This is a genomic window from Beutenbergia cavernae DSM 12333 (genome assembly GCF_000023105.1).
Taxonomy (GTDB): Bacteria; Actinomycetota; Actinomycetes; order Actinomycetales; family Beutenbergiaceae; genus Beutenbergia; species Beutenbergia cavernae.
Genome location: NC_012669.1, coordinates 2,664,764 through 2,681,845 on the forward strand (window position 1 = coordinate 2,664,764; position 17,082 = coordinate 2,681,845).

The 17,082-nt window shown below is 74.9% G+C and carries 19 protein-coding genes; 6 read left to right on the forward strand and 13 right to left on the reverse strand.

Annotated features, from left to right (window positions below; genetic code table 11):
- Positions 1 to 93: 93 nt before the first annotated feature.
- The 3 genes from BCAV_RS11965 to pheS are packed head-to-tail and all read right to left on the reverse strand — an operon-like array spanning position 94 to position 4,569.
- Positions 94 to 933 (reverse strand): SDR family NAD(P)-dependent oxidoreductase, encoded by an 840-nt coding sequence (locus BCAV_RS11965; protein WP_015882866.1) that lies wholly within the window; start codon positions 931 to 933, stop codon positions 94 to 96.
- Entirely contained in the window at positions 926 to 3,424 is a 2,499-nt protein-coding gene (gene pheT, locus BCAV_RS11970) for a phenylalanine--tRNA ligase subunit beta (protein WP_015882867.1), read from the reverse strand. The genes BCAV_RS11965 and pheT overlap by 8 nt, the downstream gene beginning before the upstream one ends.
- Complete coding sequence (pheS, locus tag BCAV_RS11975) at positions 3,424 to 4,569, reverse strand: phenylalanine--tRNA ligase subunit alpha (RefSeq protein ID WP_015882868.1); 1,146 nt, start codon at positions 4,567 to 4,569, stop codon at positions 3,424 to 3,426. Before pheS ends, pheT begins: the two co-directional genes overlap by 1 nt.
- Positions 4,570 to 4,867: 298 nt before the next feature.
- Between pheS and BCAV_RS22170 the strand changes: the two genes are divergently transcribed.
- The 3 genes from BCAV_RS22170 (at position 4,868) to BCAV_RS11990 (ending at position 6,865) form a co-directional block, all read left to right on the forward strand.
- Positions 4,868 to 5,080, forward strand: a complete 213-nt coding sequence (locus tag BCAV_RS22170; RefSeq protein WP_015882869.1) for a ribbon-helix-helix domain-containing protein — start codon at positions 4,868 to 4,870, stop codon at positions 5,078 to 5,080.
- The gene (locus BCAV_RS11985) at positions 5,077 to 5,820 is read left to right on the forward strand and encodes a VOC family protein (RefSeq protein WP_015882870.1); all 744 of its coding nucleotides are present in this window, start codon (positions 5,077 to 5,079) and stop codon (positions 5,818 to 5,820) included. The genes BCAV_RS22170 and BCAV_RS11985 overlap by 4 nt, the downstream gene beginning before the upstream one ends.
- A gap of 370 nt (positions 5,821 to 6,190) precedes the next feature.
- Positions 6,191 to 6,865 (forward strand): DedA family protein, encoded by a 675-nt coding sequence (locus BCAV_RS11990; RefSeq protein WP_015882871.1) that lies wholly within the window; start codon positions 6,191 to 6,193, stop codon positions 6,863 to 6,865.
- Positions 6,866 to 6,890: 25 nt separating this feature from the next.
- Here the strand turns inward: BCAV_RS11990 and BCAV_RS11995 are convergent, their stop codons facing one another.
- From BCAV_RS11995 to infC, 4 genes are all read right to left on the reverse strand, one after another.
- Entirely contained in the window at positions 6,891 to 7,655 is a 765-nt protein-coding gene (locus BCAV_RS11995; protein WP_015882872.1) for a TrmH family RNA methyltransferase, read from the reverse strand.
- 70 nt (positions 7,656 to 7,725) lie between these two features.
- Positions 7,726 to 8,106, reverse strand: coding sequence for a 50S ribosomal protein L20 (gene rplT / locus BCAV_RS12000; RefSeq protein WP_015882873.1), 381 nt, complete (start codon positions 8,104 to 8,106; stop codon positions 7,726 to 7,728).
- Positions 8,107 to 8,134: 28 nt separating this feature from the next.
- Positions 8,135 to 8,329, reverse strand: a complete 195-nt coding sequence (gene rpmI, locus BCAV_RS12005; protein WP_015882874.1) for a 50S ribosomal protein L35 — start codon at positions 8,327 to 8,329, stop codon at positions 8,135 to 8,137.
- Between the two features lie 67 nt (positions 8,330 to 8,396).
- Positions 8,397 to 8,981 carry a translation initiation factor IF-3 gene (gene infC, locus BCAV_RS12010; RefSeq protein WP_425358488.1) on the reverse strand — a complete coding sequence of 195 codons (585 nt, stop codon included), beginning with the start codon at positions 8,979 to 8,981 and terminating at the stop codon, positions 8,397 to 8,399.
- A 299-nt stretch (positions 8,982 to 9,280) separates the two neighbouring features.
- On the opposite strand from infC, the gene BCAV_RS12015 reads away from it, so the two are divergent.
- Together BCAV_RS12015 and BCAV_RS12020 are read left to right on the forward strand one after the other, a co-directional pair.
- Positions 9,281 to 9,694 carry a DUF1844 domain-containing protein gene (locus BCAV_RS12015; protein ID WP_015882876.1) on the forward strand — a complete coding sequence of 138 codons (414 nt, stop codon included), beginning with the start codon at positions 9,281 to 9,283 and terminating at the stop codon, positions 9,692 to 9,694.
- A 47-nt stretch (positions 9,695 to 9,741) separates the two neighbouring features.
- Positions 9,742 to 10,158 carry a GerW family sporulation protein gene (locus BCAV_RS12020; RefSeq protein ID WP_015882877.1) on the forward strand — a complete coding sequence of 139 codons (417 nt, stop codon included), beginning with the start codon at positions 9,742 to 9,744 and terminating at the stop codon, positions 10,156 to 10,158.
- Positions 10,159 to 10,183: 25 nt separating this feature from the next.
- On the opposite strand, the gene BCAV_RS12025 is transcribed toward BCAV_RS12020, so the two are convergent.
- The 6 genes from BCAV_RS12025 to BCAV_RS12050 all read right to left on the reverse strand — a co-directional run bounded on the left by BCAV_RS12025 (position 10,184) and on the right by BCAV_RS12050 (position 14,690).
- Positions 10,184 to 10,897 carry an SseB family protein gene (locus BCAV_RS12025; protein WP_015882878.1) on the reverse strand — a complete coding sequence of 238 codons (714 nt, stop codon included), beginning with the start codon at positions 10,895 to 10,897 and terminating at the stop codon, positions 10,184 to 10,186.
- Between the two features lie 3 nt (positions 10,898 to 10,900).
- The gene (priA, locus tag BCAV_RS12030) at positions 10,901 to 11,653 is read right to left on the reverse strand and encodes a bifunctional 1-(5-phosphoribosyl)-5-((5-phosphoribosylamino)methylideneamino)imidazole-4-carboxamide isomerase/phosphoribosylanthranilate isomerase PriA (protein ID WP_015882879.1); all 753 of its coding nucleotides are present in this window, start codon (positions 11,651 to 11,653) and stop codon (positions 10,901 to 10,903) included.
- A 76-nt stretch (positions 11,654 to 11,729) separates the two neighbouring features.
- Positions 11,730 to 12,371, reverse strand: coding sequence for an imidazole glycerol phosphate synthase subunit HisH (gene hisH / locus BCAV_RS12035; protein WP_015882880.1), 642 nt, complete (start codon positions 12,369 to 12,371; stop codon positions 11,730 to 11,732).
- The gene (locus BCAV_RS12040; RefSeq protein ID WP_015882881.1) at positions 12,368 to 12,955 is read right to left on the reverse strand and encodes a hypothetical protein; all 588 of its coding nucleotides are present in this window, start codon (positions 12,953 to 12,955) and stop codon (positions 12,368 to 12,370) included. Before BCAV_RS12040 ends, hisH begins: the two co-directional genes overlap by 4 nt.
- A complete protein-coding gene (gene hisB / locus BCAV_RS12045; RefSeq protein WP_015882882.1) occupies positions 12,952 to 13,566 on the reverse strand; it encodes an imidazoleglycerol-phosphate dehydratase HisB in 615 nt (204 codons plus the stop codon). Before hisB ends, BCAV_RS12040 begins: the two co-directional genes overlap by 4 nt.
- Positions 13,563 to 14,690, reverse strand: a complete 1,128-nt coding sequence (locus BCAV_RS12050) for a histidinol-phosphate transaminase (protein ID WP_015882883.1) — start codon at positions 14,688 to 14,690, stop codon at positions 13,563 to 13,565. Before BCAV_RS12050 ends, hisB begins: the two co-directional genes overlap by 4 nt.
- 126 nt (positions 14,691 to 14,816) lie before the next feature.
- Here BCAV_RS12050 and BCAV_RS12055 point away from each other — a divergent pair, with 126 nt between their 5' ends.
- Entirely contained in the window at positions 14,817 to 17,057 is a 2,241-nt protein-coding gene (locus BCAV_RS12055) for a RecQ family ATP-dependent DNA helicase (RefSeq protein ID WP_043347094.1), read from the forward strand.
- Positions 17,058 to 17,082: the final 25 nt, after the last annotated feature.

The window sequence follows — 17,082 nt, forward strand, 5'->3', positions numbered from 1 at the left end:
CAGCATGCCCGCTCGGCTCCCCTCCCGTCCTGGGCCGAAGGTCCCCCGCGTCACCCGTGCCCGACGCCGCGGTCGGGTCGCCGTGCTCGCGCGTCATCGCGGTGGGACGAACGCCTCGGCGGCGTACGGGTCGTCCTCACCCCACGGCTGGACGCGCAGCCGGCGGTCGTCCGGCCCGGGCGCACCGTGCGCGCGGAGCAGGTCCGGCGTGTCGTGAGTGACGCGCAGGTAGCAGCCGGACCAGTCGTCGAGCTCGCCCCGGGCGACGGCCACCACGGCGTCGACGGAGCGCTCGACGGGCGTGAACTCGGTGCGTCCCGCGTGGATGCGCAAGGAGGTCGACATGTCCGTGCGCACGGTGCCGGGCGAGAGGGCGAAGGCGCGGAGGCCCCGCTCGAAGCCGGCCTCGTGCAGGTGCCCCACCTGACGGATGACAGCCGCCTTGCTCACCGTGTACGCCGAGGCCACGTCCCAGTCCTTCGCCCCGGCACCGGACGTCAGGTCCACGACGCGGCCGCCACCACGGGCCAGCATGCCCGGGATCACGGCGCGCGCCAGGAGGAACGGGCCGCGCACGTTCGTCTCGAGGATCGACCACCACTCGTCGGGGTCCGCCTCCCACAGCGGGACCTCGGCGTCGATCCGGCCCGCGTTGTCCACGAGCAGGTCGATCGAGCCGAGGCCCGCGAGCGCGGCGTCGACGGCGGCGGCCACCTGGTCCGGGTCGCCGACGTCGGCCGTGACGACGACGGCGCGGCGGCCGCGGCTCTCGACCTCCCGGGCGACCTCGGCCAGCTTCTCGGCGTCCCGCGCGAGGAGCCCGACGTCGAGCCCGGCGTCGGCCAGTCCGAGCGCGAGTCCGCGCCCGATCCCCCGGGACGCGCCGGTCACGAGGGCGGTGCGCGCGGGCTCGGGGACGAGCGCGTCAGCCACGGAGCACCCCGCCCACCCGCTGTCCCGCCTCGGCGACGACGGCGTCCCGCACCTCGGCCGTCTCGGCGGCCGTGAGCGTGCGATCGTCGGCGCGCAGCCGGAGGGCGAACGCGAGCGACTTCTTGCCTGCGCCCAGCTGGTCGCCGGTGTAGACGTCGAACAGCTCGACCGACTCCGCGAGCTCACCCGCCCCGGCCCGCACCGCGGCGAGCACGTCGGCCGCGGGGACGGCCTCGTCGACGACGAGCGCGACGTCCTCCTTGGCCACCGGGAACGTCGAGAGCCGGGTGGGTCGCACCGGCTCGAGGGGCACGGCGGCGACCAAAGCGTCGAGGTCCAGCTCGAACGCGACGGTCCGCGCCGGCAGCTCGAGGGCCGCGCAGACCTGCGGCGCGAGCTCGCCGGCGTGCCCGAGGAGCGTGTCACCGGCAGTGACGCGGGCGCACCGCCCCGGATGGAACGGCGAGCGGTCCGGGTCCGCGGCGAGGGCCACGTCGACGCCGAGAACCCGGGCGAGCCGGAGCACGAGGCCGATCACCGCCTCCGCGTCGGCGTGGGTGACGACGGCGGCGACATGCCTCGGCTGGTCCGGCACCGCCGCCTCGAGCTGCGCGACGATCTCGTCTCCCGGGTACGCCCCGCCGTCCGGCAGCAGGCTCGGCACGGCACGTCCGTGCGTGACCATCCCGGTCTCCGTGATCGCGACCCGCTCGGCGCCGCGCCCGAGGTTCCGGGCGGCTGCGGCCGTGAGGGTCGCGAGCAGGCTCGTGCGCAGCTCCGGCGCCTCCTCCGTGAGCGGGTTCGCGAGCCGCAGCGCGTGGCGCCGCGGGTCGTCCGCGTGCTCGCCCAGCGCGTCGTGCACGCCCGGCGACACGAACGGGTACGTCAGCACCTGCACCAGACCCGCCTCGGCGAGCGCCCGCTCGACCGAGCGCCGCAGCCACGCGTCGCGGCTCAGCCCGCGGCCGGCCGGCGCCGCCGGGACGATGGACCCGATCGCCTCGTAGCCGCGCAGCCGGACGACCTCCTCGACGAGGTCCACCGGCTCGACGAGGTCCGGGCGCCACGTGGGCGGCGTGACCTCGACGGTGCCGGCGAGCTCGCCCGCCCGCACGTCGGCGCCGAGCGCGCGCAGCGTCTCGGTCACCTCCTGCTCCGTGTACGGGACGCCGACGAGCGACGCCGGGAGGTGCGTGCCGAGGACGATGGTGGCCGGCGCCGTCGTCGCGTCCACGTCGGTCACCGCCTCGTCGGCGCGGCCGCCGCCGAGCTGCACGAGCAGGTCGACGACGCGCTGCGCCGCCACCGGCGGCAGCTCGGGGTCGACACCGCGCTCGAACCTCCGCGAGGCCTCGGACGGGAGCCGGTGACGCCGCGCCGCACGCGCGATGGTCACCGTGTCGAAGTGGGCAGCCTCCACCAGCACGTCCCGCGTCAGCGGTCCGACCTCCGTGGCGGCGCCACCCATAACGCCGGCGATGCCGATCGCGCGGCTGCCCTCGCCGTCCGGCGAGTCGGTGATGAGCAGGTCCTCCGGGTCAAGGCGCCGGTCGACGTCGTCGAGGGTCGTCATCCGCTCCCCCGCCCGGGCGCGGCGCACGACGATCGGCGCCGTCAGCGTCCCGAGGTCGTACGCGTGCGTGGGCTGCCCCAGCTCGAGCATCACGTAGTTGGTCACGTCGACGGGCAGCGAAACGGGCCGCATGCCGGACTGGCGCAGGCGGCGCTGCATCCAGTCGGGAGACGGCGCGGCCACGTCGACCCCGCGCACGACCCGCGCCACGAACCGGTCAGCGCCCTGGGCGCCGCGGATCGGGGCGTCGTCGGCGAGCACGACGGCGAACCCGTCCTGGGTGGGCGACGGCGGCGGGGTCGCACTCCCGGCGGGCACGGGCAGGCCGGGGTCGGTGTAGGCACCGCCAGTGGCGAGCGCGTACTCGCGGGCGACGCCGCGCACGCTGAAGCAGTACCCGCGGTCGGGGGTCACGTTGATCTCGAGGACGCTCTCGCCGAGCCCCAGCAGCTCGATCGCATCGGTCCCCGGCCCGACGTCGTCGGCCACCTCGGTCAGCACGAGGATGCCCTCGTGGTCCTCGCCGAGCCCGAGCTCGCGGGCCGAGCAGATCATGCCGTCCGAGACGTGCCCGTAGGTCTTGCGCGCCGTGATCGCGAAGTCGCCCGGCAGGACGGCACCGGGAAGCGCGACGACGACGAGGTCGTCCACCGCGAAGTTGTGCGCGCCGCAGACGATCCCGCGCGGGGAGTCCTCGCCGACGTCCACCTGGCACCAGCGGATCGTCTTGCCGTTCTTCTGCTTCTCGTCCGCGTACGTCACGACACGGCCGACGGTGAGGGGGCCCGTCACGCCGGACGTGTGGATCTCCTCCTCCTCCAGCCCGACGCGCACGAGGTCGGCGGCGACCTCGTCGACGCCGGTTCCCGCTGCGAGCTCGGCGTGCTCGGCCAGCCACGGCAGCACCACGTACGGCATCAGACGTCACCTCCCGGGGCGAACGCGCGGGAGAACCGCACGTCGCCCTCGACCATGTCCCGCATGTCCTCGATCCCGTGGCGGAGCATGAGCGTCCGCTCGATACCCATGCCGAACGCGAACCCGGAGTAGACGTCCGGGTCGACGCCGACGCTGCGCAGCACCTTCGGGTTGACCATGCCGCAGCCGCCCCACTCGATCCAGCCGGCGCCGCCCTTCTTCTGCGGGAACCAGAGGTCCATCTCCGCGCTCGGCTCGGTGAACGGGAAGAAGTTCGGGCGCAACCGGGTGCGCGCCTCGGGCCCGAACATCACCCGCGCGAAGTGGTCGAGCGTCCCGCGCAGGTGCGCCATCGTCAGGCCGCGGTCGACGGCGAGGCCCTCCACCTGGTGGAAGACGGGCGTGTGCGTGGCGTCGAGCTCGTCCGTGCGGAAGACCTTGCCGGGGCAGACGATGTAGACGGGCAGGTCGCGTTCGAGCAGGGCGCGCGCCTGCACCGGGGACGTGTGGGTGCGCAGCACGAGGTGCGCCTTGCCCGGCTCCCCCGGCTCCTCGCCGGGGTCCGCCACGAAGAACGTGTCCTGCATCTGCCGCGCCGGGTGGTCCGGCACGAAGTTCAGGGCGTCGAAGTTGAACCACTCGTGCTCGACCTCGGGGCCTTCGGCGATCTCCCAGCCCATCGCGATGAACGTGTCGGCGATCTCCTCCGACAGCCGGGCGAGCGGGTGGCGCGCACCGAGGGTCGCCAGGCCGCGCAGCGCGGCGTCGCCCCGCGCCAGCGGGAGGGTGACGTCGATCGTCTCGGTGCGCAGCACGCGCGCGGCCTCGGCCTCCTCGAGCTCCGCCGTCCGGGCGGCGAGGGCCTTCGCGAGGCGCCCGCGGGCGCCGCCGACGACCTTGCCGGCCGCCGCCCGCTCGGCGCCCGGAATCGTGCCGATCGCGCGGTTCGCGAGCGCCAGCGGGCTCCGGTCGCCCGCGTGGGCCAGGCGGACGTCCTTGAGCGCATCGAGGTCGCCGGCGCCGTCGACGGCGGCGAGGGCCGCGTCGAGCGCGGCGCCGACGGCGGCGGCGTCCGTCGGGCTGATCGGGGGGGCGTCGGGAGCACCGGCGTCGTCGGGCGCGCGGGTGTCGTCAGGCAGGGTCATGCGAGTCCTTCCGGCGGGCGAGCGCTGTGCAGTCTAGGCGTCACCGGGCGACGGCGGCCCGTGCGTTCGCGAGGGTGGGGAGTGTCGGGGGTGGCCCGGCCGGGCAGCGACGACGACGGGACGCCGGAGAGGGCGTCAGACGCGGACGGGCCCGGTGGGCCACGTAAATCGCTGGGCGCGCTGCATGCGGGCCATCATGCCACGCGACGCCGCGTGGGGGCCGACGGAATCCGGCGACCCCGGCCCACCGCTGACTCCTATTCGCGACACCCGTTTGCTAGCGTGCTAGCATGCCGTCATGGCATCGCCACCGAAGGCCCAGTTCAACGTCTACCTGCCGCCCGACCTCGTCCGCGCGGTCAAGCACCGCAGCATCGATGAGGGCACCAGCCTCTCGGCGCTCGTCGAACGCGCTCTCGAGCGCTACCTCGCCACGCCGCCGGGCACCCCTGCCGACTCCCCCGCCGTCCGGGCTCCGGACGGCCTCACCGACCCGGAGGACCGCTCATGATCGTGCAGCCCATCCACTACACGGCCGTGCTGCCCGCGTGGCTGAACCTGGTCGACGCCCTCGGCGCGACGACCGTCGTCGACGCCGACGTGTGGCTGGTGCGAGCGTTCGGCTCCGGGCGGCTAGCGCTCCACGGGGTGCCCGACGACGACCCGCAGCGCGGCACCGCCCAGGTCCGGCTCGCCGTGCCCGACCTCGACGCGGCGTACGACACGCTCGCCGCACCCGTCGCGGGCACCGGCGCGACGCTCGAGCGCCGCGAGGCGGGCCACGGTGTCGAGCTCGTCGTCAGGGCACCCGATGGCGTCCCCGTCTATCTGGACCGGGAGGACCCCGCGCCGCCAGCGCGGCCGGAGCGGGACGACGTCGCGGCCGCCGTCGCGGTGGAGGCGCTCTGGATGACGCCGGACGTCGCCGGCTCCGCGGCGCTCCTCACCGCGCTCGGGCTCACCCCGCGCATCAGCTCCGAGAGCGGAGGCTGGCAGGACCTCACGGCGTCCGACGGCGGCCTCGTGGGCGTGCACGGCGCCACCACGAGCAGCCTCAGCGTGACGTTCGAGCACCCGGACCTGGACGCGGTCTCAGCACGCCTGGACGCGCGCGGGATCGCGTTCGCGCTCATCGACGAGAGCTACGGCCGCTCGCTGCAGGTGCCGTCGCCGGACGCCCCCGACGATCCCGACGTGACGGTGTGGGTCAACGAGGCGATCCACGACCTGTACGGCTACCGCCGCGCCTGACACCCCTCGCGAGAGAATGGTGGCGCCTCCGCGAGAGGTTCGTGGCGCCTCCGCGAGAGGCTCGTGGCGCCTCCGCGAGAGGCTCGTGGCGCCTCCGCGAGAGGCTCGTGGCGCCTCCGCGAGAGGCTCGTGGCGCCTCCGCGAGAGGCTCGTGGCGCCTCCGCGAGAGGCTCGTGGCGCCTCCGCATCGGAGGCCGGCGCGAACTTCCTCTCGCGAACGCACCAACTTCCTCTCGCGAACGCACCAACTTCCTCTCGCGAACGGTACGACCGTGGTCGGACCGGCGGGTCCGACCACGGGGCCATTCCTGCGCCGCGCCGTCGTGCGATCCTGGTGCGGCTCCGATCCTCCTCGTCCGAGAGGCCCTTCATGCCCCCGTTGCCCCTGATCGCCGCCCCGGCGACGGACCCGTCCGCCGGCTACGACGGCTTCATCGGCTGGGTGCTGTCCCTCATGGAGACGCTCGGCGAGGTCGGCGTCGGCGTCGCCGTCCTCATCGAGACGTTCTTCCCGCCGATCCCGTCCGAGGCCGTGCTCCCCGGCGCCGGGTTCCTCGCGTGGGACGGCCGGATGAACGTGTGGTGGGCGATCGTCGCGGCGACGCTCGGCGCGCTCGTCGGCGCCTGGATCTGGTACGCGGCCGGCGCCGCGCTCGGCCGGGACCGGACGCGAGCGCTCATCGGCCGGATCTGGCTGCTCGAGACGAACGACTTCGACCGCGCCGAGGCGTTCTTCGCGCGGTGGGGCGGGGTCGCTGTCCTGTTCGGGCGGTGCGTCCCCCTCGTCCGGAGCTTCATCTCCATCCCCGCCGGCATCGAACGGATGCCGTTCTGGCGGTTCACCGGCTACACCGCGCTCGGGTCCGGCGTGTGGAACGCGCTCTGGATCGGCCTCGGGTACGGATTCGGCCCGGCGATCAAGCCGGTGCTCGAGCGGTGGAGCGACGTGCTCAGCTATGCGGTGCTGGGCGTCATCGCGCTGCTGGTCCTGTGGTTCATCCTCTCCCGGCTGCGCACGCGGGCACGGCAGCGCGCCACGTCCTGACGCGACGGCGTCGACGCCCGTCGGGTCAGCCCGGCACGTGCTGGGCGCGGGAGGACGCGTAGAGGCACACGGTGGCCGCCATCGCCACGTTGAGGCTCTCGGCGTGGCCGCGCAGCGGCACCCGGACGACGGCGTCGGCGAGGGCGAGCTCGTCGGCCGTCAGGCCCTGCGCCTCGGTGCCGAAGACCCACGCGGACGGCGCCGCCAACGGCGCGGTCTCGACGTCCGTCGTCCCCGACGCGTCGGCCGCCAGCACCGCGAGGTGGGCGGACCGGAGCGCGGCGACAGCCTCCTGGAGGGTCACGCCGGTGACCACCGGCAGGTGGAAGAGCGAGCCGGCGCTCGAGCGCACGACCTTCGGCGACGTCGCCTCGACGCTCCCGGTCGTGAGGACGACGGCGTCGGCGCCGGCGGCGTCCGCGGCCCGGATCACCGTCCCCGCGTTGCCGGGGTCGCGGATCTGCGCGCACACGGCCACGAGCCGGGGTGCGCGGGAGACGACGTCGTCGAGCGAGTGCTCCGCGGCGTCGACGACGGCGATGATCCCCTGGGCGTCGCCGCTGAGCCGCGCCATGACCTCGTCGGTGACGGGATGGACGAACCGGTCGGCGGCGCGGGCGGCGTCGACGATCTCCGGGTAGCGCTCGAGCGCGGCACGCGTCACGTACAGGTCGCGCAGGCGCGACGCGGCGAACAGCACCGCCTCGCGCACGGCCTGCGGTCCCTCGACGAGGAACCGGCCGTGGCGCTGACGCGACGAACGCCCCGCCAGTGCCCGCACCGACGCCACCCGGTCACTCCGGGGGTTCGTCAGCTCGGGCCCCAGGGGGCGTCCGTCGAGCCGTGGGGTGTGATCCACCTCAGGCGGCGGGGGCGTTCACGTCCTCGGGCAGAGCGCCCTTGGCGAGCTCCACGAGCGTCGTGAACGCGGCGGGGTCGCTGACCGCGAGCTCCGCGAGCATGCGCCGGTCGACCTCCACCTCAGCGGCCTTGAGGCCCTGGATGAAGCGGTTGTAGGTGATGCCGTTCGCCCGGGCCGCGGCGTTGATCCGCTGGATCCACAGGCGACGGAAGTCGCCCTTCCGGGCGCGCCGGTCGCGGTAGGCGTAGCCGAGGGAGTGGGTGACCTGCTCCTTGGCCTTGCGGTACAGGCGCGAACGCTGACCGCGGTAGCCGCTCGCCCGCTCGAGGGTCGTCCGGCGCTTCTTCTGGGCGTTGACCGCCCGCTTCACGCGTGCCACGTGATGCTCCTTCTTGGGTTCGGGCGGCTTACTTGCCGAGCAGCTTCTTGATCGACTTGCGGTCCGCCGAGGAGACCTCGGCGTCGTTCGAGAGCCGGCGGACGCTGCTGCGGCTGCGCTCCTCGAACTTGTGGGTCTGGTGAGCTCGCTTGTGCATGATCTTGCCGCTTCCGGTCACACGGAAACGCTTCTTCGCACCGGAGTTCGTCTTGTTCTTCGGCATCGTCATCCTCGGGTGGGCCGCACGGGTGCGGTTCTGGTCAGGGTCTTCGAGAGCGCGTGTGGCGCGCTCAGCTCGTGGGGGCGGAGGTCTGCGGCGCCTCGTCGGCGCTGTCACCCTCCTCGACGCGACGCCGCTCCTTCTCGCGGCGGGCGTCGTCGCGTGCCTCGGCCTTCTTGCGGTGCGGCGCGATGACCATCGTCATGTTCCGGCCGTCCAGGCGCGGTGTCGACTCGACGTGACCGAGCTCGGCGACGTCGTCGGCCAGCCGCTGCAGCAGGCGCATGCCCATCTCCGGACGGGACTGCTCACGGCCACGGAACATGATCATGACCTTGACCTTGTCCCCGGCGGTGAGGAACCGCTCGACGTGGCCCTTCTTCGTGCCGTAGTCGTGCGGGTCGATCTTCAGCCGGAAACGGATCTCCTTGAGCACGGTGTTGGCCTGGTTGCGACGGGCGTCGCGGGCCTTCATCGCCGACTCGTACTTGAACTTCCCGAAGTCCATGAGCTTGGCGACGGGGGGTCGGGCGTCCGGGGCCACCTCGACCAGGTCGAGGTCGGCCTCCTCCGCCAGGCGGAGGGCGTCCTCGACCCGAACGATGCCGACCTGCTCACCGTTGGGGCCGACCAGACGCACCTCGGGCACGCGGATCCGCTCGTTGATGCGGGGCTCGCTGATGTGGTGCTCCTCATTGCTCGTCGTGGCCTCGAGCCGTCCCGCACGGGAAAGGCCCCCGCGTGGGAGTGCACGCGGAGGCCTCGAGGTCACGTACCCGCCGGGTACGCGTGGCGCCCGGACCGTGAGGTCCGGCGCCGACCTGAACCCGTAGCCCGTGTACCGGGCCGAGGTGGGAGGATCTCCGCTTGCGCACCGGCCCCGCTGACGGCGCCTCGATGGGGCGAGGGCGCGCGACGACGTGACCGGTCGGTCGGTCTGCAAGACTACCAGACATGAGCGATCCCGCCTCGGCGCCCCCTGGGCCCGCCGCACCTGCTGCGCCAGCGCCATCCTCCCCCACGCCCTCGACGCAGGGCCCGGACTCGGCGGCCCGCGACATCGCCGACGTCCCCGCCGTCGAGGTCATCAGCGCCGCGGCCGTCCACCTCATGAGCGCCGCGGCCGTCAAGTGCGGTCTCGCGGAGGACGCCGACGCCGCCGGTCATCTCGACCTCGACGAGGCCCGCAAGCTCATCACGGCTCTCGCCGGCCTGGTCACCGCCGGCGCGACAGAGATCGGCGACCAGCACGCGCGGCCCCTGCGCGACGGGCTGCGTTCGCTCCAGCTCGCGTTCCGCGAGGCGTCGCCGTACCCCGACCCGGTGGGCCAGGGACCAGGCGAGCGGTACACGGGTCCGGTCAGCTGACCGGACCGACGACGGTCGGCCCCGGCCGCGCAACGAAGGGAAGTCCGATGAACGAGCAGGTCCCCTCCCGCACGCCGGTGGAACGCCTCACGCAGGCGGCCTCCGACGCCATCCACGTCCGGCGAGTGTTCGGCGACCCGGTGACGTCCGGCGACACCACCGTCATCCCGGTCGCCACGGTTCTCGGCATGCACGGCATGGGCTTCGGCGAGGGAGACCTCGCCGGCCGCGGGCCGGAGTCCGAGTCCTCGCCGGGCGGCGAGGGTCGGGGTGCGGGTGGCGGCGGAGGGTTCGGCATGCTCGCGCGGCCCGCCGGCGCGTTCGTCGTCTCCGGCGACGACGTCACCTGGAGGCCGTCCGTCGACGTGAACCTCGTCGTCCTCGGCGGGCAGGCGCTGGGTGCCGTCGCCCTCGCCGGCCTGACGTTCGTGCTCGTCGCGCGCGCCCTGCGCGGGCGGCGCTGAGCCCGCTCCGGAGACGGCCTGCGGCTCAGGACGCCCGGATCCGCAGCTCGAGGGAGTCCACGCGCTCGGCCACGACCTCGGACGCGGCCAACGCGGCGCTGACGCGCGCGACCACGTCGTCCAGCGCGGCACGGTCCAGACCGGGCACCAGCGTGAGCAGCACCCGGACCTCGGCGCGCTCGCCCGCCAGGACCTCGACGTCCCTCACACGCGGCACGGACCCGGCGACCTGAGCGAGAACGCGCCGGACGCCGTCGTCGGCCAGCGCCGGGACCCACGGCACACCCTGCGCGAGCGCCCACACGGCGGGCCGCGGGACGAGCACCGTCACCGGACCGGCCGGGTCCAGCACGAGCACCCCCGCCGCCTCCGTCACCGCGGACAGCGCCGCGCGACGCGTCTTGACCGGGATCGGGCGCGCGTCGGCCCGCCAGGCGCGCACGGCGGCCACCGACGAGAACACGGGCACGACGGCGCGGCCGTCCGGGCCCTCGAGCGTCACCATCGCGGCGGAGGCGACCTTCTCCCCCGCGACGCCGCCGGGCGCCGCCGGCTCCGCGCGCTCGTCGAGGTACGCGACGACCGGCACGAGGAGACGGGCGCCGGCCAGCGCCGCGACCACGCCGGCGGCGGCCCCGCCCGGGCGCGACCCGTGGGCCTCCAGCGCACGCGCCAGGCCCGGGTCGCAGCTCCCGTCGTCGGCGGCGTAGGGCGAGGTCGGCGGAAGCTCGCGCCCCACGGCTCAGGCCTCCGGGCGGCCCGCGACGTCCAGCGCCTCGGGGAGCGTGAAGGCACGCGCGTACAGCGCGGTGCCGATGATCGCGCCCTCGACGCCGTCCGGGACGAGGGCGCGGAGCACGCGGAGGTCCTCGAGCGTGGACACGCCGCCGGAGGCCACCACCGGCGCCTCGGTGCGGGCGCACACGTGGCGCAGCAGGTCGACGTTCGGCCCGCGCAGGGTCCCGTCCTTCGTCACGTCGGTGACGACGTACCGGGCGCACCCCGCGTCCTCGAGCCGGGCGAGCACGTCGTCGAGCTCGCCGCCCTCCTGGGTCCAGCCGCGCGCCGCGAGCCGCGTCCCGCGGACGTCGAGGCCGACGGCCACACGGTCGCCGTGACGCGCGATCGCCGCCGCCGTCCACGCCGGGTCCTCGAGCGCCGCCGTGCCGACGTTGACGCGCCGCACGCCGGTGGCGAGCGCCGCGTCGAGCGAGGCGTCGTCCCGGATCCCGCCGGAGAGCTCGACCCGGACGCTCCCACCCAGGGCTCCGACGATCTCCGCGAGCAGCGGCGCGTTCGAGCCGCGGCCGAACGCCGCGTCGAGGTCGACGAGGTGCAACCACTCCGCGCCCGCGTCGACCCACGCCTGCGCGGCGGCGACGGGGTCCCCGTACTCGCCGCCCGTCCCGGCGACACCCTGCACCAGCTGCACGGCTCGGCCCCCCGTCACGTCGACGGCGGGAAGCAGCTCGAGGCGGGGTGCGGCGGACGTCATGGTGCTCCTGTTCAGTCGCTGGTCGATCGCTGGTCGGTCGGCGGATGTCGCGGACCGGCTCGGCCCGCGGAGGCGCTCAGCGCAAGGACGTCACCCAGTTGCGCAGCAGCACGGCTCCGGCGTCGCCGGACTTCTCGGGGTGGAACTGGGTCGCGGACAGCGCGCCGTTCTCCACCGCCGCGACGAACGGAGAGCCGTGCGTCGCCCAGGTGACCTGCGGTGGGCGCAGCGGCGAGCCCGCCGCGTCACCGGCGGGCGACGTCGCGACGCCGTAGGAGTGCACGAAGTAGAAACGCTCGTCCTCGACGCCACGGAACAGCACCGAGCCCTCCGGCGGGGTGACGTGCGACCAGCCCATGTGCGGCACGATGTCCGCCTTCAGGCGCGCGACCACTCCCGGCCACTGCGCCAGACCCGGCGTGTGGCTGCCGTGCTCGACGCCCTCCGCGAACATCACCTGCAGACCCACGCAGACGCCGAGCACGGGTCGTCCGCCGGCGAGACGCCGCTCGATCAGGCGCGGCCCGCCGACGGCCGTCAGCGCGTCCATCACCGCGGCGAACGCCCCGACACCCGGGACCACCAGCCCGTCGGCCGCCGCGACCTGCCCGGGGTCGGCCGTCAGGGCGACGTCGGAGCCCGCACGCTCGAGCGCGCGGACGGCGGAGTGCACGTTGCCCGACCCGTAGTCGAGCACGACGACGGACGGGCGGCTCACGAGGAGCCGTCGCCCGTGCCGTCGGCGTCCTTGCCCCGCCGGCGCCGACGCAGCGACGGCAGCCGCCGCAGAGGCTTGCGCGGCATGGAGCCGGAGTCGATGTGCCCCGAGACGTCCTCCGCCCGGACCCGACCCAGCAGGAGTCGTTCCACGACGTCGTCGGCGCTCGCGAGGATCAGCCCGGGAGGGACGTCCTCGCCGGGCTGACCCCCGGTGAAGCGACGCGCGTGCACGTGACCCGCGATCTCGCCATCGGCGTCCTCGATCCGCGCCGTCAGCAGGACGACGCCCGCTCGCGCGACGACCGAGAGGGTCGACGCGATGTCGGCGGCGGCCGCGGGGATGCCGCTGAGCATCTCCTCCGGGTCGATGTCGAACGGGTCGCGCTCGACCACGCTCGTCGCGAGCGCACCGCGCGAGCTCGGGACGACGTCGAGCGCCACGCCCTGCAGCGCGCACAGGGCGGCGAGCGCCTGGGCGGACCGCACCGGCGTGAGGACGACGACGTTCGTGCGCGACGGCGGCAGCTCGCCGAGGTCCGGGAGGTCGGGCACCTCGCCGGAGGGGAGGTCCTCGCCCGTCACAGCGCACCCTTGGTGGAGGGGACGCCGACGACGCGCTCGTCCCGGGCCACGGCCGCCCGCAGCGCCCGCGCGAACGCCTTGAACTGCGCCTCCACGACGTGGTGCGGGTCGCGGCCCGCGAGCACGCGGACGTGGAGGCAGATCCCGGCGTGCAGGGCGATCGACTCGAACACGTGCCGCGTCAGGGACCCCGTGAAGTGCCCGCCGACGAGGTGGTACTCCTGCCCCTCGGGCTCCCCGGAGTGCACGCAGTACGGCCGGCCGGACACGTCGACGACGGCGAGGGCGAGCGCCTCGTCGAGCGGCACCGTCGCGTCGCCGAACCGCGCGATGCCGGCCTTGTCGCCCAGCGCCTCGCGCAGCGCCTCGCCGAGGCAGATCGCGGTGTCCTCGACGGTGTGGTGCACGTCGATGTCGGTGTCGCCGGTGGCACGGACGGTGAGGTCGACGAGCGAGTGCTTGCCGAGCGCCGTGAGCATGTGGTCGAAGAACGGCACGCTCGTCGAGACGTCGGTCCGGCCGGTGCCGTCGAGGTCGACCTCGACCACCACGCTCGACTCGGACGTCGACCGTTCGATCCGCGCCGTGCGCGTCGACTCGCTCGAGCTCACGGCTCCAGCACCTCCTCGAGGGCGGCCCGGAAGGCCGCGTTCTCCTGCGGCGTGCCGACCGACACCCGCAACCAGCCCGGCGGCCCGACCACGCGGATGAGCACGCCGGCGTCGAGCAGACTCTGCCACACCCGCTCGCGATCCTCGAACGTCCCGAACAGCACGAAGTTGGCGTCCGAGTCGGCGGCGTCCAGACCCTTGCCCCGCAGCCAGGTGACGAGCGAGTCGCGCTCCTCGCGCAGCACGGCGACCTGGCCCAGCAGCGTGTCGGTATGCCGCAGCGCAGCGAGCGCCACCGCCTGCGTCACCGCCGACAGGTGGTACGGCAGCCTCACCACGCGCAGGGCGTCGACCAGGGCGGGAGCCGCCGCGAGGTAACCGACACGAGCGCCCGCGAGCGCGAACGCCTTGGACATCGTCCGGGTGACGGCGAGGTACGGGTGGTCGGCGAGGAGCTCCAACGCGCTCGGCGTGGCCGGGCGGCGGAACTCCGCGTACGCCTCGTCCACGACGACGACGGTGCTCGCGCCGTCGGGACCGCTCGCCGACGTCGCGGCGAGCACGCGCTCGACCTCGGCCAGCGCCAGGGCGGTGCCCGTGGGGTTGTTCGGGCTCGCGAGGAGGACGACGGCGGGCCGCACCTCGGCGATGGTCGCGAGCACGTGGTCGACGTCGAGCGTGAAGTCGTCGCGCCGTCGACCCTCGATCCATCCGGTGAAGGTGTCGCGGGCGTACTCGGGGTACATCGAGTACGTTGGCGCGAACGAGACGGCGGTGCGGCCGGGGCCGGCGAACGCCTGGAGAAGGTGCAGCATCACCTCGTTCGAGCCGTTCGCGGCCCACAGGTGGTCGGCGTCGAGGCCCGGCACGCCCGACTCGCGCGTGAGGTACGCGGCCAGCCCGCCGCGCAGCTCGCGGAAGTCGCGGTCCGGGTACCGGTTGAGTCCGTGCGCGGCGCGCGTGACGGCGTCGGCGATCTCCGCGACCACCGCGGCGGGGGGCGCGTACGGGTTCTCGTTGACGTTGAGGAGGACTGGCACGTCGAGCTGCGGCGCGCCGTACGGCGTCTCCCCGGCCAGCTCGGGGCGCAGCGGCAGGCGCGGCGTCGGACGGGCTGTGGTCACGAGGCGAGTCTAGGTTCGCGCGGGCCGCGTCCTCGGGCCGTCCGCGGTGCGGACCCGCGGCCGCTCCCGCCGTCGTCGTCCACAGCGTGTCGGCCGATGTCGCCCGACACCCGTAACGTGGCGGAGATGGATCCCCTCACGCAGACCCGCACGGCCGCGGCGGCAGCCCCGAGCGGCGACCTGAGGGCGGAGGCGGAGCGCGCCCTCCGCGCGCTCGTCGGGTCCGACGACGCCGCGCTGCGCGAGGACCAGTGGCGTGCCGTCGAGGCGCTCGTCGCCGAGAGGCGGCGGGCGCTCGTGGTGCAGCGCACGGGCTGGGGAAAGTCGGCCGTGTACTTCGTGGCGACGGCGCTCCTGCGCGCCCGCGGGTCCGGCCCGACGCTCATCGTCTCGCCGCTGCTGGCGCTCATGCGGGACCAGGTCGCCGCGGCCGGGCGCGCCGGGATCCGGGCCGTGACCGTCAACTCGGCGAACGTCACCGAGTGGGACCAGATCCACGCGGCGATCGCCGCGGGCGAGGTCGACGTGCTGCTGTGCTCGCCGGAACGGCTCAACAACCCGGCGTTCCGTGACGAGGTGCTCCCGCGGCTGGCGGCGGACACCGGGCTCGTGGTGGTCGACGAGGCGCACTGCGTCTCGGACTGGGGCCACGACTTCCGGCCCGACTACCGGCGCATCCGCACGCTGCTGGAGGACCTGCCGCGGGGCACGCCGGTGCTCGCGACGACGGCGACGGCGAACGCCCGGGTGAGCGACGACGTCGCCGAACAGCTCGCCACGGACGGGGCGGACGTGCTCGTGCTGCGCGGCGCGCTCGACCGCGACTCGCTCCGCCTCGCCGTGCTGCCGCGGGCCGACGCCGCGACCCGCATCGCGTGGCTCGCCGACCACCTCGGGTCCTTCTCGGGCTCCGGGATCGTGTACTGCCTGACCGTCGCGATGGCGGGCGAGGTCGCCGAGCAGCTGCGCGCCGCCGGCCACGACGTCGCCGCCTACACGGGGCAGACCGAGCCAGCGGAGCGCGAACGCCTCGAGGCGGACCTCGCCGCGAACCGGGTGCGGGCGCTCGTCGCCACGTCGGCGCTCGGGATGGGGTTCGACAAGCCCGACCTGGCGTTCGTCGTCCACCTCGGCGCGCCGTCGTCGCCGATCGCGTACTACCAGCAGATCGGCCGGGCGGGGCGCGCGCTGGACCGGGCCGACGTCGTGCTCCTCCCCGGGCCGGAGGACCGGGCGATCTGGGACTACTTCGGATCGCTCGCGTTCCCGCCCGAGGAGTCGGTCCGCGCCACGCTGGCGGCTCTCGCCGAGGCTCCCGACGCGACGGCGTCGACGGCGCGGCTCGAGACGGCTGTCGACCTGCGCCGGTCCCGCCTGGAGATGATGCTGTCCGTGCTCGACGTCGACGGCGCCGTGCAGCGGGTCCGCGGCGGCTGGCGGGCCACGGGAGCCGCCTGGGCCTACGACGCGGAGCGGTACGAGCGCGTCGCGCAGGCGCGGCGGGCGGAGCAGGCCGCGATGGAGGAGTACGAGCGTGTCTCCGACGGGGAGCCCCGGCGAGCTCAGGAGGATCGCGACAGCGGGAGCGAGCGCCCGCATCGCGAGGGCGGCCACGGGTGCCGGATGGCGTTCCTGCGGGCCGAGCTCGACGACCCGGCTCTCGAGCCGGGGTGGCGGTGCGGCCGGTGCGACGTCTGCGTGGGCAGCTGGCTCGCGCCTCTGCCGACCGGTGAGGAGGTCGAGGAGGTCCGGGCGCGTATCGAGCGTCCCGGGGTCGAGGTCCTGCCTCGCCGCCAGTGGCCCACCGGGATGGCGGCGCTCGGCCTCGAGCTGAGGGGGCGCATCGCCGAGGAGGAGCGGGCCGAGCCGGGGATGGCTCTCGCCCGGCTCGACGGGCTCGGGCTCGCCGCGCGCGTGCGGGATGCGCTCGCCCCTCGGCCGGACGGGCAGGAGGCGCTCCAGGTGGTCCCGGCCGACCTGCGTCCGGCGGTGCGGGCCGTCCTCACCCAGTGGACGCCCGGGGTGGACGGGGTCGTGCTCGTCGCCTCGGAGCGGCACCCGGCTCTCGTCGAGCACCTCGCGCGCGGCGCGGCGGGCGTGCTCGGCGTCCCCGTCGTCGGTCAGGTCGCGGCGGCGCCCGGCACGTCGGCGGGGCGCCACGACGTGAACTCCGCGCAGCGCCTCGCCTCCGTCGTCCGCCGCCTCGAGCTCGACCTCGCCCCGGCCGCCCGCGCCGGTCTCGCGGGCAAGCGGGTCCTGCTCGTGGACGACCTCACGGACTCGGGATGGACGCTGACCGTCGCGGCGCGGCTGCTCCGGCAGGCCGGGGCAGCCGCCGTCACCCCCTTCGTGCTCGGGATGCGCTGAGGCCGCGCTGCGAGGCCGGGGCGAG

Coding starts and splice junctions, on each gene's coding strand:
- pheT (WP_015882867.1), bottom strand. CDS start 3,424: ATGCCGTACGTGGTGCTGCCGTGGCTGGCCGAGCACGCCGAGCTCGCA.
- pheS (WP_015882868.1), bottom strand. CDS start 4,569: ATGACCCTGCCTGACGACACCCGCGCGCCCGACGACGCCGGTGCTCCC.
- BCAV_RS22170 (WP_015882869.1), top strand. CDS start 4,868: ATGGCATCGCCACCGAAGGCCCAGTTCAACGTCTACCTGCCGCCCGAC.
- BCAV_RS11985 (WP_015882870.1), top strand. CDS start 5,077: ATGATCGTGCAGCCCATCCACTACACGGCCGTGCTGCCCGCGTGGCTG.
- BCAV_RS11990 (WP_015882871.1), top strand. CDS start 6,191: ATGCCCCCGTTGCCCCTGATCGCCGCCCCGGCGACGGACCCGTCCGCC.
- rpmI (WP_015882874.1), bottom strand. CDS start 8,329: ATGCCGAAGAACAAGACGAACTCCGGTGCGAAGAAGCGTTTCCGTGTG.
- BCAV_RS12015 (WP_015882876.1), top strand. CDS start 9,281: ATGAGCGATCCCGCCTCGGCGCCCCCTGGGCCCGCCGCACCTGCTGCG.
- BCAV_RS12020 (WP_015882877.1), top strand. CDS start 9,742: ATGAACGAGCAGGTCCCCTCCCGCACGCCGGTGGAACGCCTCACGCAG.
- priA (WP_015882879.1), bottom strand. CDS start 11,653: ATGACGTCCGCCGCACCCCGCCTCGAGCTGCTTCCCGCCGTCGACGTG.
- BCAV_RS12055 (WP_043347094.1), top strand. CDS start 14,817: ATGGATCCCCTCACGCAGACCCGCACGGCCGCGGCGGCAGCCCCGAGC.